The sequence below is a fragment of the Salmonella sp. 32082101201600294FB01SM01 genome (genome assembly GCF_017572865.1).
Lineage (GTDB): Bacteria > Pseudomonadota > Gammaproteobacteria > Enterobacterales > Enterobacteriaceae > Salmonella > Salmonella enterica.
The window spans coordinates 320,643-337,145 of sequence record NZ_JAGESB010000004.1; the positions used below are offsets into that span (position 1 = coordinate 320,643).

A 16,503-nucleotide genomic window follows, 5' to 3' on the forward strand; every position below is an offset into this window, starting at 1 on the left:
TCGTCAAATAAAAACCCATTCTCACGTTTTTAAGTGTTAGATCTCTTGATATTTATCAAGCTCCCTCATTAAGGGTAATTCCGGAAAATTAATAATTCTCATTAACTTTAAATTAAATGAAATTCATAATTTATTCTGAAGAGTTGTTAACGTATTAATTCAAAATTAACCGCTGCAACCTGACCGGACTCATCCATTACGACAAGTTGATAACGTCCAGCGATATTGAGTAATAAAGAAAGACGATTATTTTCGCCATTAACAGGTTCGCCATTTAAAAACCACCAGCGACGCCCTTTACCGCCGGTAGTCGAGACGGGCAGCGTGACGTTTTCCTGGCCTGGCAATTGCCTGATCACCGCGCCATCCCTCACTCCTGACAGCATTAACGGCGCGGCATCATTGCCCTGCAGCGGCGGACAGTGGTCGGACGCCGCTGGCAAGCGGGCGCTACGTCTTTCCGCAGGCGGCAGCCACGGCTCCAGCGGCCGCGGCCAGACGATAAACGTATGCGCACGCGCCTGCGGACAGTCGGCAGCGACACGCCGCCCCGTATCATCCAGCCAGACCGGGAAACGAATACCGTTGATGTCTTCCTGCTCAGGTAACAGCAGCGTGGGCGGCTGGCTGTCATCGAGAAGCCATGTCGCCAGTCGGCGGCGACAGTTGCTGTCTCCGGCAGGCAGAGTCTGTCCGCCCGGCCAGCAAATGACGCCGCGGCTTACCGTCTGCGGACGCGGATCTTCCGGCAGGCGTCCCGTATGCGCCAGTAACAGATTATTGACCTGGTTAAGCAATGGCACCGCGCTGGCAAAACCAAATTGCCCCACCACAGGCGTGCCGTCGGGCCTGCCTGTCCAGATACCGATGATATAGCGCGCGTTAACGCCAATAGCCCACGCATCGCGATAGCCGTAGCTGGTGCCGGTTTTCCACGCCAACGGCACAATGCGTGGCAGCGCGTTATCCGGCAAGGGTTGCGCTTCATCCGCCATAATCCGTCGAATGATCCACGCCGCTCCCGGCGACATTAATGGTCTTTCCGACAGCGGATCGTCCGGCTGTAACCGTAGTTTCGCCGCTTTCCCATGACGAGCGAACGCGCTGTATGCCGCCGCCATCTCGTCAAGCCGCGCGCCCGCGCCGCCCAGAATCAGCGAAAGATTGGGCGCCGCGCCAGCAGGCAAATATAGCGGCAGGCCGACGTTACGCAGTTTTGCCGCAAATCGTTTCGGCCCATAGGCTTCAAGCACCTGAACGGCAGGCAGATTCAGCGAGCGTACCAGCGCGTCGCTCATGCTGACCGGGCCGTGAAATCCGCTGTCGAAGTTTCCCGGGCGGTAATCTCCGGTGCGGCGCGGAACGTCCTGTAATAATGATGCGGGATGGATCAAGCCGTCATCCAGCGCCAGACCGTACACAAAGGGTTTGAGTACCGATCCCGGCGATCGGATCGCCGTTACCATGTCGACATGACCAAAACGGCTGTCGTCATTAAGGTCTACCGATCCTACCCAGCCGCGCACGCTCATATCGGTATGATCGACGACGATCATCGCCAACGAACTGCGTGCCGGCAGCCGCCCTTTCCATGCCCGCGCCAGATCTTCCAGTTGCCGCTGCAATCCGGCGTCCAGCGTGGTCACAATTTTGTCGTTCTGGCTTTTACTCAACATCATTCGGGCAAAAAGCGGCGCCAGTTGCGGCATTTGACGCGGCGCCAGCCAGACCGGCTCTTCACGCGACTCGCGTACCGTTTCGGCAGGCCAGACGCCCTGCGCCGCCATCCGATCCAGTACTTTATTTCGTGCCGCTTCGGCTCTCGCAGGCCAGCGGTCGGGGCGTAACCGGCTCGGTGCCTGCGGCAATACGGCCAGCAGCGCCGCGTCAGCGTAGCTCAGGCGCGCGGGCGGCTTGCCGAAGTAGGCCCAGCTTGCAGCGCCAATACCCTGTAGCGTGCCGCCGAACGGCGCGCGGTTCAGGTACAGCGTCAGGATATCGCGCTTGGACAAATGCCATTCAAGCTGGAGGGCGCGCCAAAGCTGGCGGATTTTACCGCCGAACGTGCGCGAATGCGGGTCCAGCAGTCTCGCCACCTGCATAGTCAGCGTACTGCCGCCGGAAATAACGCGCCCGGCGGTAAGATCCTGCCACGCCGCGCGCGCGACGGAGAAAGGGTTAACGCCAGGGTGCCGCCAGAACCAGCGATCTTCGTAATTGATTAAGGCCTCCAGGTAACGGGGAGAGACCTCTTCTATCGTCACCGGATAACGCCAGATCCCCCCGGCGTCGGCAAAGCGCCACAGCGGCGTACCGTCATGGGCTACCACGACCCGCGCAGGATGGACCTCATTGAGCGGCAGCGGCCAGAGTTTATCCGCCGCCCATAACGCCAGGAAAATAAAAAGCGGCACGCCCGCCAGCCACAGCCAGCGGCCACGTTTACCACGCCAACCGTTCATTTAAGGCGTCACAATCAGCAGCCCCTCGCTCGCGCCGGTTGCCCGCCACTGAGGCACGTACATCGATTCCACCTGCGGTTGCGCAAGCTGGTACGTCCCCGGCGTTACCGCGCGCGCCAGGTAGACCAGCGTCACGGGCTGGCCCTCATTGACAACGACGGCAGCCACAAACCGATCGTCGCGGAATTCCATATACTGAATATCCGCCTGCTGCATCTGATTAAGCAGATTTTGCACTTCGCTACCGCTCTCCGGCAGGCTGGCGCTGCTGTCAGCCAGATTCTGGTTTTCCAGCTCCAGCCCGGCCGGGAGCAGGTCCACCACCAGCGCATCCGGCACATTGCGATCGGCCACTACCGTTAACCAGACCAGCACCAGTTCGCCGCTACGCAACGAGGACAGCGATTTGCGCTGACCATCGGTTCCCAGTATTTGTCGTTCAATCTGCAAAACGTTGCTGGCAGGCTCAGGCGCAGATGAGGGATAGCCGCTGCTATCCAGACGCAACCATAGCGGCTGGCTACCGGTGTTCGTCACCTCAAGGGCGGCCAGCTGGTCAGCATCCAGATTACGGGTCAGCGCCTTGTCGCCCGACAGCGGCTGCGCCTCTAACGAGGTCTGCGCCTGCCAGGCGCCCGCGCTGGCCTGTCGCGAATGCGCGGCGAGGAACAAGGCATTGTTCTCCTGGGTAGAGAGCCAGCGCTGACCGAAGGCCTGCTCAGAAAGCGAGCTTAATAGCGCGTTTTGCGCGTCCGGTCTGAGGTTGTTCTCTTCCAGTAGCGACAACATCAGAGCGTTATCGCGCAGAGAACTGCCGTAATCCGCTATCCATTGCCGTTCGTCCTGACGCGGCGTATTCAGCGCCAGCGTAATGGCCTCTTCGCCGCGTCTGGCATCACCCATCGTGTTTAACGCGATGCCCAATTGCATCAGCGGCAGTCCTGAAGCCGCCTGACTACGGCGCTCCCAGATTTCGCGCAGCGCGCCGAGCGGCGCTTTCTGCTGACGCGCCAGTACCAGCGCGGCGTAAGCCTGTGCGGCAAAAGTACTGGCCTGGGTATTATCGCTATAACGAATCAGCATCGTGCCGGGATCCTGCAGATAACGCAGCAGTCGCTCATTGCCCCGGTTAATGGCTTCCGGCGGGACGCTATATCCCTGCTCGCCCGCGCGAATGAGGAAATCCATCGCGTAGGCCGTTAGCCAGGGCTCTTCCGCCCCATCTTCATCCCATAGCGCAAAACCGCCGTTATCACGCTGCATCTGTAGTACCCGTGAGATGCCGATATCCACTGCGGCGCGCCGTTTTTCATCGCTATCGCCGGTAATACCGAGCGACTGCAATTGAGCGGCATTGGTATACAGCGCCGGGAATAACCCGCTGGTGGTTTGTTCCAGGCACCCGTACGGATATGCTTTCAGCTCGCGAATGTAGCGCGCCAGATTGAGCGGCGGTTTTCCGCTTAACAGCAGTTGTCCCTGTAACGTGGCTGGCGAGACGTTTGCCAGATGCTGCTCTGGTACATGCCAGCTCTCTCCCGGCGCCAGCGCAATGCCGCTATTTACCGTTTGGGCAGGCCAGGCCGGACGCACGCCGATTTGCCACTGCTTATGCTGCGCGCCGAGGGTTTCTCCCGGCAGATTCAGACCGCTAATGGTCGCCTGGATTTCGCCTTCGCCCAAACCTTCCAGCGCGCGTACCGGAACGAATAAGGTGGTGCGCACGCCCGGCGCCAGGTTGACCGGTTGCGGCTGCTGGCTAAGCAGTTCCAGTAACCCACTGGCGGCGAGCGCAATATTCAGCGTCTGCGGGCGGTCGGTCAGATTGGTGACGTCCAGCACCAGTCGCGAAACATCCCCTCCCGCCAGAAAACGCGGCATATTCAGCTCGGCAATCACTGGCGCGGCGACAACAACTTTGCTTTCGCCACGACCAAAATCGTCCGCTGTCCATGCCTGCGCCATAACCCGCAGTTCGCCGTTAAAGTCGCCAATCGGCAGCGTTACGACGCCTTCGCCCTGCTCATTGAGCGTGATCGGCTGCGCCTGCTGCGCGATGATATTGACATGGTTTACCGGCGGTTTTCCGCCGCGCTTAAGGTCGTCGCCATCGCCGCCAAAACGCAACGCCGCCAGCCGCCCCTGCCCTTCAATGACCTGGCCGTAAATATCGTAGATATCCGCACCGTAGCGTTTTTGACCGAAGAACGCCTGCCACGGGTCCGGCGTCGCGTAATCGGTGATATTCAATACGCCGCTATCGACTGCGGAGACCAGCACGTTGATCTGTTTTGGCATTTCGCCGTGTTTAACACTGGCTTTCACCCTGACGGTGAGCGGCTGATTCGGGCGCATTTTAGCCGGGCTTTCCAGCGCCAGATCGAGGCGGCGGTTTTCATCCCCCAGCGGTAGGTGTAGTAACCCCACGGCGCGTTTTGGCGTCGCGGAACGAGATTTATCGCCGGGACGCACCACCAGCGTACTGAGATAGAGATCGTGGCGATTCCAGGATTTATCCACCGGAATCGTGAGCTCCAGACCTTGTGCCGGCACATCGATCGCCTGCCACCACAGCGGACCATCGCTGGACTCCACCATCGCATAACCTTTACCGGCGACCGGCGCGGCGATATGCAATTTCATGGTGTCGCCTGGACGATAATTCGCTTTATCCAGTTTGAGGGTGACGCGATCCGGACGCGCCGCGCCGCTACCGTCGCTGTTATCCTGCCAGCTATAGCCGGCCCAGAAACGAACGCTGCTGACCGTCTCATTCGGCGCTTTGACCTCCAGACGGTACGCGCCCCATTCCACCGGGAAGCTGACTTTTCCGGTTTCATCCGCGTTCAGATCCAGCGTCTGCTCGCCCTCTACCAGATCTTTTTGATCAAACTGCGACTGCCAGCCTTCGCTTTCCGACCAGTTCCAGTAATAGTCGCGACGCTCGCGGATGAGCCGCACCTGTAAACCAGACACCGCTTTTTTCTCGCCCTGCGCGTTGGCGTAAACAATATCGAATGCGGCGTTGCTGTCTTCGTCGACAATCGGTTGATTAACGGTGGTATCCGTACGGTAGTCGTATACCGCTTTGGCGGCGAACTGTGGACGAATTCCCGGTAACGTATCGGCAGGCCAAATCGCCTGCTCTACGCGACGAGTGACCGGACGACCGCCAGACTCCAGCAGGCTGGCCTGTAGAATCACCTGCAGCGGCGAATGCGCTTCTTGCCACTGGCTGGCAGCACTCACTTCACCACGCCCGCCTTTATCCAACGTAAGCTGAACTTCGTCCAGGCTGCGCGAAAGATTCTCTTCGGCAATATTGCCGAACTGGAAACCAGGCAACGCCGCGACAGCGTCGCGCAGCGGACGCAGGAAAAGTTGCCCTTGCAGGGTATTGCCGATAGCAGGCGCGCCATACAAGTAATAGCCGACAACGGAGAATTTCACCTCATCCGCAGGTGCCAGCGGTGTTTTTTGCGCCGTCAGGTTGAGCGCCATCCGCTCCGGCATAAAGTCTTCCACATGGAAATCCCAACTCCGCAGCAAATTATCGCCGGTGTTGGCGCGGACATGCCACAAGCCGGTCGGCGCGTTGATATCCAGCGGATAATTCAAACGGTATAGCCCGTTTTCCGGCTGGCTGACGATGGTACTCATCACCTGTCCGTCTGGTTTTACCACTTCCAGCTTAACGGGTTGATCGGGCAGCGTTTTACCGTCGCTATCGCGCAGTAATCCGTTGAGGATAACCGTTTCGCCCGGGCGGTAGAGATCGCGCGGGCCGAACATAAAAAACTGCTTGCTGTAGCCGGGCGCGCCAGCGACATTAAATTCCGACAGATCCAGAGCCGGAAGCGTGAGATCGAGCAGCGTGGTCTGCTCCTCTTTACGCGCCAGTAATAGCGCCGCCGCTTTATCAGCTTCCAGTTGCACATGTCCCTGCGCGTCGCTCGTCGCCTGCGCCAGCGTCTGACCTTTATCATTCAGAAGAACGATCTCAATTCCCGACTGCGCCGCGCCGTTTTCCAGGCTTTGCGTAAAGATATCCAGCCGATTATGGTAACGGTGCGCGGACACGCCGATATCGCTAAGGGTAAACAACGTAGCGGCATTACTATAGTTGTAGTGTCCAGCCTGATTCATTACCGCCACATATACGCCCGCCTGTTGCAGCGGCTTAATATCGCTTAATGGCAGCAGCAGTTTCTCACGCGTATTGCGCGCCGGATAAAGATCAAAACGACCGGTATAAACCAAATCCGCCATTTTCAGCAGATTGTCGGACTCCCAGTTAGAGAGAGAACTACGGTACTCCCACTGGCTGACAAATGACGCCAGCGATCCGGGCTTAACGCGGAAAAAGTTCACATCAACGTGGTTGACGTTAAGCGCCATGACCGGCAGTCCTTCCGCGATTTTCCCCGGTAGCAGTGATCCCCGGCTGGCAAAGCCGACGCTGGGCTGGACATCACGCGTGGTAATCGTTTTTTCATAAGACTTGCCGAAGGTGGCGTTATTCAGCGCCTTAACGGCGGGATCAACCGTGACCACCAGCACGCGCTCAGGTTCCAGATGACGTAACCTTAGCTCTTTTAAATTTGGCGCCAGCTCCCATGCGCCGTCAACGCTGCCGCTTTTCTTATCAACCACGTGAACCACACGGGAGAAATCCTGTTCAGGATCTAAAGGAATTGAAAACGTCAGCACCAGCGTCGCCGCGCCGTCGAGCTGCGCTTCGGAGGCGTCTAATAGCGTGAGCGCTTTGCCCTGGCTTTGCTGTGCCAGCTTTTGTAGCTGTGCCGGGTCTTGCGCGGACGAGGGCTGCGCTACGGCTGGCGCTTCGCTTTTAGTCGTCGGGGCGGTTTTATCGTTGTTATCGCATCCCGCCAGCGCCAGCATGATCATGCAGGCCACCACGCGTAAATGTTTCATCTTTCATCCCTGGCCTTAACGGCCTGTCAGCAACGGTTGATGAGATATTATGCGCGAGAAATTTTATTGTGTAAGTCCGTATTACTGTGATGATGCGAAAATTTTACGCAGAAATGTGGTTTCGCCAGCCAAAACAGCCTCTTCTACTTGTCCCTTTTCGGGAAACGTCCGACAATTTGATCATAATCAGGTAACAATGGAGATGCCCATGACCACCGCCTTTTTTGTCGCCGCCGACTGGCTTGCCGAACATATTGATGATCCGGAAATACAGATTCTTGACGCCCGTATGGCGCCGCCAGGACAGGAACATCGTGATATGGCGGGCGAATATCGCGCCGGACATATTCCCGGCGCGCTGTTTTTTGATATTGAAGCGCTTTCCGATCGCGCATCGCCGCTGCCGCATATGATGCCGCGCCCGGAAGCGTTTGCGGTGGCCATGCGTGAACTGGGTGTTCGCCAGGATAAACACCTGGTCATATACGATGAAGGCAATCTGTTCTCCGCTCCGCGGGCATGGTGGATGCTACGCACGTTCGGTGCCGAGAAAGTGTCCATTCTGGCGGGCGGACTGGCGGGCTGGCAGCGTGACGAATGGCTATTGCGCGAAGGCGAGGAGGCGCATGAAGGAGGCGAGTTTGAGGCGAAATTCGCGCCGCAAGCCGTGGTGCGTCTCACCGACGTATTGCTGGCAAGTCATGAAAAAACCGCGCAAATCGTTGACGCGCGTCCGGCGGCGCGTTTTAACGCTCAGGCTGATGAACCGCGTCCGGGACTGAGGCGCGGACACATTCCTGGCGCGCTAAACGTCCCGTGGACGGAACTGGTGTATGAGGGCGAATTAAAGACCACTGACGAACTGAATGAGGTTTTTTTCAGCCACGGCGTGAGTTTCGACAGACCGATTATCGCCAGTTGCGGTTCCGGCGTGACGGCCGCGGTCGTGGTGCTGGCGCTCGCCACGCTGGATGTGCCTGACGTCACGCTTTACGACGGCGCATGGAGCGAATGGGGCGCGCGTACCGATTTACCGGTTGAACCCGCTTAATATCTGCCATGCCGGATGGCGCTCACGCTTATCCGGCCTACCGTTCAGGCTGATTTAAAACGAATCTACATAAATTCTGTTTAAGCAGGCCACAAAAAAACCGCTCAATTGAGCGGTTTTTTTGTGCTGGTCCGGTTCGCGGCCTTTCCAGCAGGCTTTGTTGCCATAGCAACGCAGGCACACCACAGTAGGTAAATACTCCCTTTTAAGGACAGCAAAGTCAAGTTAATTCACGACGAAACTATTCAGCATTTGAGGTATTATCTTTCCCGGCCCCCTCCGCCGTCTCGCAAACGGGCGCTGGCTTCAGGAGAGGATGTTCCATGGCCGTAAGCACAGGCACACCACAGTGCCTGCTATCACGGCATTATCGCCAGCGGTGCTGCCGTGATGCGGTCTTCGCAAGGACCGCAACATGAAGGTACGATACTTTTGTGTCGTGCTTCTTGTTTCTGGCACGTTGTGTCTTCACGCAGACAGAAGCTACCCCGGTAATTCTGTTCCCGTAACGCTCAACGTCCAGAGCAGGTAAGCCAGGAGGCCGCCCTGTTGGGCGGCTTTCTTTTCTTCAGATGATGCGGTTCTGTTTAAAATCGCGCAGGAACCCGCCCCAGCGGCGCTCGTAAAACGGCGCGATATGCTCGGTGATAAAGTGGCTGATACCCTGCTCGCCCTTCCTCACCTGACAAATATCGATCGGTTCGTCACCCGGTAACGTGTCGGTCGCCACATTGCCCGCCGCATGAATGATCTCTTCAATTTCGCCGTCAGCCTCAATGCCAATCAGTAGATTGGGTTGGGCGTCCGCATGTTCTTTAATCGCGCAGAGAAACGCGCGTTTCACCGGTTTGATGGTTTTAAACAGCGTAGTGAGGGAATCAATCATCTGCGACGGCGGCTCGGCCACTTCGGATAAAATAAGCGACTCGCCGCCTTCCAGTACTTCCTGCGTACTTAATGGACTGCCTTCCTCAGCGAGAAGCAGGCTGATTTCACGCGGCATAAACTCTTTGCCGGTCGGCAATTTAGCGTTGAGGAATAACGTTTCGCCAAGCGTCATTTCAAACAGCGTGCGCGCCGGCATCACCACAAACGCCTGTTCGTCTTCCACGGCCTGCTGCAGCGCCTCCAAAGAAGTAAAGAAGGGAATGACGGTCGTACCGTCTTCTTTTTCCCAGTGCTGCAAATCCAGAGCGCTGTCTTCCACAATCGCCTCGCCTTCGGCAGCGCTGCCCGGCACCCAGACGGTGGACTCCAGTAAGGTACGGAAAAATGCCGGACGATGCGCGGGCTCAGTCGCCGCTTTCTCCAGCAAGATTTCTAATTCATTTTTAGTTTCGGACATAGGAATCACAAATTATGTATATGGGTTGTAGGCCTGATAAGACGCACGGCGTCGCCATCAGGCAAAATGCCGGGTGGCGCCTCGCTTACCCGGCCTACAAAAACACCGTTCAGGCGGTCAGCAAATTCGCGATGGTGCGCACACCCAGACCGGTTGCCCCGGCAGCCCACTGCTCAACCGGCGCTTTGCGATAAGTGGCGGAACAGTCAATGTGCAGCCAGCCTTCGCGGTAATTTTCAACAAAGTGCGACAGAAAACCCGCGGCGGTGCTTGCCCCAGCGGGATACGCCGCGCTGCCTGTGTTGTTCAGTTCCGCAAAGTTAGATGGCAGCTGGTTACGGTGGAACTCCGCCAGCGGCAGACGCCAGAACGGTTCATTCTCTTGCGCCGCGCTGGTCAGCAAGCGCCCCGCCAGCGTATCGTCAAAACTGAATAGCGCATGGTAGTCGTTACCCAGCGCCGTTTTCGCCGCGCCGGTTAACGTCGCCATATCAATGATTAGCTGCGGGTGTTGCGCGCTGGCGTCAATTAGGCCATCCGCCAGCACCAGTCGCCCTTCCGCATCGGTATTCATGACTTCGACATTCTTACCATTACGGTAGCGAATAATGTCGCCCAGTTTAAACGCATTGCCGCTGATCAGATTATCGGCGCAGCACAGGAACAGTTTTACGCGTTTATTCAGCCCACGGGTAATGGCGAATGCCAGCGCGCCCGTTACTGTCGCCGCGCCGCCCATATCGGATTTCATTGAGTCCATAAAAGCGCTTTGTTTGATACTGTAGCCGCCGGAGTCAAAGGTGATACCTTTACCGACCAGGCAGGCATAAACCGGCGCATCTTTGTCTCCCGTCGGGTTGTAATCCAGCGCCAGCAGTACCGGCGGACGCTCAGAACCACGGCCTACGGTATGCAACCCCATATAGTTCTGCTCGCGCAGATCTTCGCCTTTGGTGATACGGTAAGTGACGCTATCGCACGCGACGCTGCACAGCAGATCCACCGAGCGCTGCGCCAGTTGCTCCGGCCCAAGCTCTTCCGCCGGAGCATTAATGGTGTCGCGCACCCAGTCAATAATAGTCAGGCGGTTATCCAGCTCCTGACGTTGGGCATCGTCTAAATCCGGCCACATTACGGTACGGACGCCTTTTGGTCCTTTGTAACCCGCCCAGAATGCCCAACAACGCTCGGTATCCCATCCTTCGCCTGTCAGCGCGACCTGTTTTATTCCCAGGCCGTCGATTTTACGCGCCGCACGCTGGATCAACCCCAGATCGTCTTTACCGTTAAGATGCAAGGTAATACCGTCGTTATTAATACTGTAAGTGGCTTTATCGCCCCAGCGCGCATCGGCAGGCTGCGTGGAAAGCGTAATTTTCATGGCTTCTGTCATTGTTATTTTCCTTATTAGCAAACGGGCCGCCGTAGGGCAGCCCGTTATTTGACTTACTCTGCTTCATCCAACCAGACTAGCAGAATCGCCTCCAGAATTTTTTCATTGGATGCGTTAGGGTCGTCGTCAAAATCGTCCAGTTCGCAGATCCACTGATGCAGATCGGTGAAACGAACGGTTTTAGGATCGACATCAGGATATGCGTCGTATAACGCTTCGCCGATCTCGCGGCTATCGGTCCACTTGAGTCCCATACTACCCTCTGTTAATGCTCACGCGCATGGTTGATTGTGTAACGTGGAATTTCGATAACCAGATCGTCGTCGGTAACGCGGGCCTGGCAGCTCAGTCGACTTTCCGGCTCCAGCCCCCACGCTTTATCCAGCATATCGTCTTCTTCTTCCGAACTTTCCGGCAAGGAGTCGAAGCCTTCACGTACAATACAGTGACAGGTGGTGCAGGCGCACGATTTCTCACAGGCGTGTTCAATCTCGATGCCGTTGCGCAGCGCAACGTCAAGAATGGTTTCACCGGTCTCAGCTTCCAGAACTGCGCCATCCGGACAAAGATCCTGATGAGGCAGAATAACAATCTTCGGCATGTTAAACCTCGTCTACGGAATGGCCTTTCAACGCGCGACGAACCGACTGGTTCATGCGGCGAGCGGCAAATTCCTGGGTTTGTTTATCTACGTTTTTAATGGCTTGTTCTATGGCGTCAACATCATCGCCTTGTGCGACCGCGCTTAAATGTGCGGCGGCATCATCAATGCATTGACGTTCTGCGGCGCTTAACAGCGCGGCGTCGGCAGTTAGCGCGCCGGTCAAACTTTCCAGCACGCGCGCGGCTTCGACTTTTTGCTCCGCCAGCATACGCGCTTTCACGTCCTGCTCGGCAAAACTCATGGAATCCTTGATCATCGAGGCGATTTCGCCATCGGTCAGGCCATAGGAAGGTTTGACCTGAATGGAGGCCTCGACGCCGGTGGATTTTTCCATTGCGGTGACGCTCAACAGGCCATCAGCGTCTACCTGGAAGGTCACGCGAATATGCGCCCCGCCCGCCGGCAGCGGCGGAATCCCGCGCAGCGCAAAACGCGCCAGCGAGCGGCAGTCCTGCACCAGTTCGCGTTCGCCCTGCATCACATGGATAGACATCGCGGTCTGACCGTCTTTGAAGGTGGTGAAATCCTGCGCGCGCGCCACCGGGATAGTGGTGTTGCGCGGAATGACTTTTTCCACCAGGCCGCCCATCGTTTCCAGCCCAAGAGAGAGTGGAATCACGTCCAACAGCAGCATTTCGCTGTCCGGCTTGTTGCCGACCAGAATATCGGCCTGAATCGCTGCGCCGATAGCGACCACTTTATCCGGGTCGATAGCGGTTAACGGCGTGCGGCCAAAAAATTCGCCTACTCGCTCACGCACCAGCGGTACACGGGTCGAACCGCCGACCATGACCACTTCCAGAACGTCCTGGGGATCAACGCCGGCATCTTTCAATGCACGACGGCAGGCCAATAGCGTGCGCTTAACCAGCGCGGAAATGAGATCGTTAAACTGCTCGCGAGTGATTTCCCCCTGCCAGCCCGCAACGTTAACGCGAACGGTATCGGCATCGCTTAAGGCGATTTTCGCCGCAATCGCGGCATCCAGCAGTTCGCGCTGAACGCGATTGTCGCTACGATCGGCAATTCCCGCCTGCTCACGAATATAGTCCGCCAGCAGATGGTCAAAGTCGTCGCCGCCGAGCGCAGAATCACCGCCCGTCGCCAGCACTTCAAACACCCCGCGGCTCAGGCGTAAAATAGAGATATCGAAGGTACCGCCGCCGAGATCGTAAACAGCAATAACGCCTTCTTTGCCTGAGTCCAGACCGTAGGCAATCGCCGCCGCTGTCGGTTCGTTGAGCAGGCGCAACACATGCAGGCCTGCCAGCCGCGCGGCGTCTTTCGTTCCCTGACGTTGGGCATCATCGAAATAGGCGGGAACGGTAATCACCACACCATCCAGCTCGCCGGAGAGCGATTCGCTAGCCCGCGCGGCCAGCGCTTTGAGAATATCAGCCGATACGCGTACCGGATTGAGCAATCCAGCCGCCGTGTCAATCATCGGCAGCCCATTAACGCTTGCCTTAAACCGGTAAGGCAGATGCGGATAGCGCGCCTGGATATCCGCCAGCGAGCGTCCCATCATGCGTTTCACAGAGCTGATAGTGTTGGCCGTATCCTGCGCGGCATTGTCGCGCGCAGCGTAACCGACCGTATGGCCCTGCTGCTGATAGTGAACCACTGAAGGCAACAGGTGGCGCCCTTCGTGATCAGGCAGAGTTTCCGCCTGGCCGCTGCGAACCGTCGCAACCAGAGAGTTGGTAGTGCCTAAGTCGATGCCCGCCGCCAGACGACGCTGATGCGGCGCGGCGCTCAGACCAGGCTCACTAATTTGTAATAAGGCCATGTTAGATTCCAGTTAAAAATCGAGCAGCTTTTCTTCGAGTTGTTCTGCGCTGCTTCGCAGTTTATCGAGAAACCGCAGTTTGCGCACCGTATCCGCCGCCGCGTCCCACGCGGCGTTGTCCAACTGTTCCACCATTTGCTGAAGACGAGCATCAAACATCTTTTGTACGCGTTTGATGAAGCTTTCCAGCCGCACGTCGTCTTTTGATTGTTCGATATCGTCCAGCTCTTCGCGAAGCGTGAGTTGTTCCATCAGAAACGCGGTGTCGCGTACCGTATGTTGCTCGCTGGCCAGATCGAACCCGTGTAAGGAAAGCAGATACTCCGCGCGCGTCAAAGGGTGACGCAGCGTTTGCCAGGCCTGGTTGATCGTGGCGGATTGCTGGACGGCGGCAAGCTGCTGCGCCTGAGTGCCGTTGGCAAATTTGTCAGGGTGATACTGGCGTTGCAGATCCTGAAAACGAAGGCTCAGCGCCTGGGTGTCAATCTGATAACGGGCTGGTAAGCCAAAGAGGGTGAAGTAATCCATAACATTCTCAGGGATAGCCTGTCAGAACAAACCCCACACGCAGGCGACCACGGTGGGGTTATACCTTCTTACTTCGCGCCGCAGATGCGTTGTCTGCGCGGGTTCCCCCAGTCACTTACTCAAATAAGCGCCTGGGGATTCACTCGCTTGCCGCTTTTCTGCAGCACGAATGCTCGGTATAACAGCGGAACACGGTTATACGTGGAAGCTTTCGCCGCAACCACACTCATCTTTCACATTCGGGTTGGAGAATTTAAACCCTTCATTCAGACCTTCTTTTACGAAGTCCAGCTGTGTACCGTCCAGAAATTGCAGGCTCTTGCCGTCAACCACTACCTTAACGCCTTTGTCTTCAAACACGGTGTCTTCCGCCGTTGGCTCGTCAACAAATTCCAGTACATAAGCCATACCTGAGCAGCCGGAGGTTCTCACGCCCAGACGCAGACCAAACCCTTTACCACGGTTGGCCAGGAAGGTATTAACTCGCGCTGCTGCACTGTCGCTAAGTGTAATCGACATAACAAAACCTCAATGTTAACGTTCTATTTTATTTCGCTTCGCGTTTGCTTTTGTAATCCGCAATAGCGGCTTTAATCGCGTCTTCCGCCAGAATAGAGCAGTGAATTTTCACCGGCGGCAGTTCCAGTTCGTCTGCAATGTCGGTGTTTTTAATCGCCTGCGCTTCGTCCAGGGATTTCCCTTTCACCCACTCCGTTACCAGAGAACTGGAGGCGATAGCGGAACCGCAGCCATAAGTCTTGAAGCGCGCGTCTTCAATGATACCTTCATCGTTAACTTTAATCTGCAACTTCATGACGTCGCCGCAGGCCGGCGCGCCAACCATGCCGCTTCCCACGTTATCGTCGTTGTTGTCAAACGACCCTACGTTACGCGGGTTCTCATAGTGATCGATTACTTTTTCGCTGTAAGCCATTATAAATTCTCCTGATTCCGATACCGATTAATGATGTGCCCATTCGATGCTGTTCAGATCCACACCCTGCTTGTACATTTCCCACAGTGGAGAAAGGTCACGCAGACGGCCAATGGATTTACGAACCAGATCAATGGTGTAGTCGATCTCTTCTTCAGTGGTAAAACGACCTAAAGAGAAACGGATAGAGCTATGCGCCAGCTCGTCATTCATGCCCAACGCGCGCAGCACGTAGGACGGTTCCAGACTGGCGGAGGTGCAGGCGGAACCGGAAGAGACCGCCAGGTCTTTCAGCGCCATGATCAGCGACTCGCCTTCAACGTAGTTAAAGCTCACGTTGAGAATGTTTGGCGCGCCCTGCTCAAGGTCGCCGTTCAGGTAAACTTCTTCAATATCTTTGATGCCGTTCCACAGACGGTTACGCAGACCGCGCAGACGGGCCATTTCGGTCTCCATCTCTTCTTTCGCGATACGGTAAGCTTCGCCCATGCCGACGATCTGGTGAACAGGCAGAGTACCAGAGCGCATACCGCGCTCGTGCCCGCCGCCATGCATCTGCGCTTCAATGCGAATACGCGGCTTACGACGCACATACAGCGCGCCAATGCCTTTCGGACCATAAATTTTATGACCGGAGAAGGACATCAGATCCACTTTCAGTTGGCTCAGGTCGATAGGCAGTTTGCCCACGCTCTGGGTGGCATCAACGTGGTAGATGATACCGCGCGCGCGGCACATTTCGCCGATGGTTGCGATATCCTGCACCACGCCGATTTCGTTGTTCACGTGCATGATGGAAACCAGAATGGTGTCGTCACGCATCGCTGCTTCGAGCTCGTTGAGATCGATGATGCCGTTGCGCTGCGGCGCCAGGTAGGTCACTTCAAACCCTTCGCGCTCAAGCTGACGGCAGGTGTCCAGCACCGCTTTGTGCTCGGTCTTGCTGGTGATGATGTGCTTGCCTTTTTTCTGATAAAAGTTGGCAGCGCCTTTAATCGCCAGGTTATCAGACTCCGTCGCCCCTGAGGTAAAGACGATTTCACGCGGGTCGGCGCCGACCAGTTCAGCAATCTGGTTGCGGGCGATATCGACGGCTTCTTCAGCCTGCCAGCCGAAACGGTGTGAACGAGACGCCGGGTTCCCAAAGGTTCCGTCCAGGGTCAGAAACTGCATCATTTTCTCGGCAACACGCGGGTCCACCGGCGTGGTTGCGGAGTAGTCGAGATAAATCGGTAATTTCATTGCTCTTAAACTCCGTACATCACTCAATGCAAGGAATCAGGCAACCGGCTGGATGTACGACCGTGTTGACGGGACGTCCGCGTCCCGGCCTGATTCTGAATTCTTTTTTACGCTTCATCCTTCAGACGACCGCGGCATTCACCGCATGAGGCCGCCAGAA

General features: G+C 56.7%; 12 protein-coding genes. 1 reads left to right on the forward strand and 11 read right to left on the reverse strand.

Translation table 11 applies throughout. The features are described from left to right. Positions 1-146: 146 nt before the first annotated feature. Together pbpC and J4645_RS17950 are read right to left on the reverse strand one after the other, a co-directional pair. Entirely contained in the window at positions 147-2,462 is a 2,316-nt protein-coding gene (gene pbpC / locus J4645_RS17945) for a peptidoglycan glycosyltransferase PbpC (protein WP_023214577.1), read from the reverse strand. After that, entirely contained in the window at positions 2,463-7,397 is a 4,935-nt protein-coding gene (locus J4645_RS17950) for an alpha-2-macroglobulin (RefSeq protein WP_023214578.1), read from the reverse strand. A gap of 208 nt (positions 7,398-7,605) precedes the next feature. Here J4645_RS17950 and sseA point away from each other — a divergent pair, with 208 nt between their 5' ends. Next, positions 7,606-8,448: a 3-mercaptopyruvate sulfurtransferase gene (gene sseA / locus J4645_RS17955; RefSeq protein WP_000205241.1), complete on the forward strand. Its 843-nt coding sequence runs from the start codon at positions 7,606-7,608 to the stop codon at positions 8,446-8,448. A 568-nt stretch (positions 8,449-9,016) separates the two neighbouring features. Here the strand turns inward: sseA and sseB are convergent. From sseB to iscS, 9 genes are all read right to left on the reverse strand, one after another. Beyond that, complete coding sequence (sseB, locus tag J4645_RS17960) at positions 9,017-9,793, reverse strand: enhanced serine sensitivity protein SseB (RefSeq protein ID WP_001533245.1); 777 nt, start codon at positions 9,791-9,793, stop codon at positions 9,017-9,019. 109 nt (positions 9,794-9,902) lie between these two features. Continuing rightward, positions 9,903-11,186, reverse strand: a complete 1,284-nt coding sequence (gene pepB / locus J4645_RS17965; protein ID WP_000133546.1) for an aminopeptidase PepB — start codon at positions 11,184-11,186, stop codon at positions 9,903-9,905. 53 nt (positions 11,187-11,239) lie between these two features. Further along, the gene (iscX, locus tag J4645_RS17970) at positions 11,240-11,440 is read right to left on the reverse strand and encodes a Fe-S cluster assembly protein IscX (protein ID WP_000523621.1); all 201 of its coding nucleotides are present in this window, start codon (positions 11,438-11,440) and stop codon (positions 11,240-11,242) included. An 11-nt stretch (positions 11,441-11,451) separates the two neighbouring features. Further along, positions 11,452-11,787 (reverse strand): ISC system 2Fe-2S type ferredoxin, encoded by a 336-nt coding sequence (gene fdx, locus J4645_RS17975; RefSeq protein ID WP_001124466.1) that lies wholly within the window; start codon positions 11,785-11,787, stop codon positions 11,452-11,454. A gap of 1 nt (position 11,788) precedes the next feature. Next, complete coding sequence (gene hscA, locus J4645_RS17980; RefSeq protein WP_208208998.1) at positions 11,789-13,639, reverse strand: Fe-S protein assembly chaperone HscA; 1,851 nt, start codon at positions 13,637-13,639, stop codon at positions 11,789-11,791. Positions 13,640-13,651: 12 nt separating this feature from the next. Continuing rightward, positions 13,652-14,167 (reverse strand): co-chaperone HscB, encoded by a 516-nt coding sequence (hscB, locus tag J4645_RS17985; protein ID WP_000384398.1) that lies wholly within the window; start codon positions 14,165-14,167, stop codon positions 13,652-13,654. A 195-nt stretch (positions 14,168-14,362) separates the two neighbouring features. Next, complete coding sequence (gene iscA / locus J4645_RS17990) at positions 14,363-14,686, reverse strand: iron-sulfur cluster assembly protein IscA (protein ID WP_000028952.1); 324 nt, start codon at positions 14,684-14,686, stop codon at positions 14,363-14,365. Positions 14,687-14,714: 28 nt separating this feature from the next. Continuing rightward, positions 14,715-15,101, reverse strand: coding sequence for a Fe-S cluster assembly scaffold IscU (gene iscU / locus J4645_RS17995; RefSeq protein WP_000331704.1), 387 nt, complete (start codon positions 15,099-15,101; stop codon positions 14,715-14,717). 27 nt (positions 15,102-15,128) lie between these two features. Beyond that, positions 15,129-16,343: a cysteine desulfurase gene (iscS, locus tag J4645_RS18000; protein WP_000775263.1), complete on the reverse strand. Its 1,215-nt coding sequence runs from the start codon at positions 16,341-16,343 to the stop codon at positions 15,129-15,131. Positions 16,344-16,503 lie beyond the last annotated feature (160 nt).

What these genes read in the sequence shown, in the direction of transcription:
- pbpC (WP_023214577.1), bottom strand. Translation starts at nt 2,462, where the DNA reads ATGAACGGTTGGCGTGGTAAACGTGGCCGCTGGCTGTGGCTGGCGGGC.
- J4645_RS17950 (WP_023214578.1), bottom strand. Translation starts at nt 7,397, where the DNA reads ATGAAACATTTACGCGTGGTGGCCTGCATGATCATGCTGGCGCTGGCG.
- sseA (WP_000205241.1), top strand. Translation starts at nt 7,606, where the DNA reads ATGACCACCGCCTTTTTTGTCGCCGCCGACTGGCTTGCCGAACATATT.
- sseB (WP_001533245.1), bottom strand. Translation starts at nt 9,793, where the DNA reads ATGTCCGAAACTAAAAATGAATTAGAAATCTTGCTGGAGAAAGCGGCG.
- pepB (WP_000133546.1), bottom strand. Translation starts at nt 11,186, where the DNA reads ATGACAGAAGCCATGAAAATTACGCTTTCCACGCAGCCTGCCGATGCG.
- iscX (WP_000523621.1), bottom strand. Translation starts at nt 11,440, where the DNA reads ATGGGACTCAAGTGGACCGATAGCCGCGAGATCGGCGAAGCGTTATAC.
- fdx (WP_001124466.1), bottom strand. Translation starts at nt 11,787, where the DNA reads ATGCCGAAGATTGTTATTCTGCCTCATCAGGATCTTTGTCCGGATGGC.
- hscA (WP_208208998.1), bottom strand. Translation starts at nt 13,639, where the DNA reads ATGGCCTTATTACAAATTAGTGAGCCTGGTCTGAGCGCCGCGCCGCAT.
- hscB (WP_000384398.1), bottom strand. Translation starts at nt 14,167, where the DNA reads ATGGATTACTTCACCCTCTTTGGCTTACCAGCCCGTTATCAGATTGAC.
- iscA (WP_000028952.1), bottom strand. Translation starts at nt 14,686, where the DNA reads ATGTCGATTACACTTAGCGACAGTGCAGCAGCGCGAGTTAATACCTTC.
- iscU (WP_000331704.1), bottom strand. Translation starts at nt 15,101, where the DNA reads ATGGCTTACAGCGAAAAAGTAATCGATCACTATGAGAACCCGCGTAAC.
- iscS (WP_000775263.1), bottom strand. Translation starts at nt 16,343, where the DNA reads ATGAAATTACCGATTTATCTCGACTACTCCGCAACCACGCCGGTGGAC.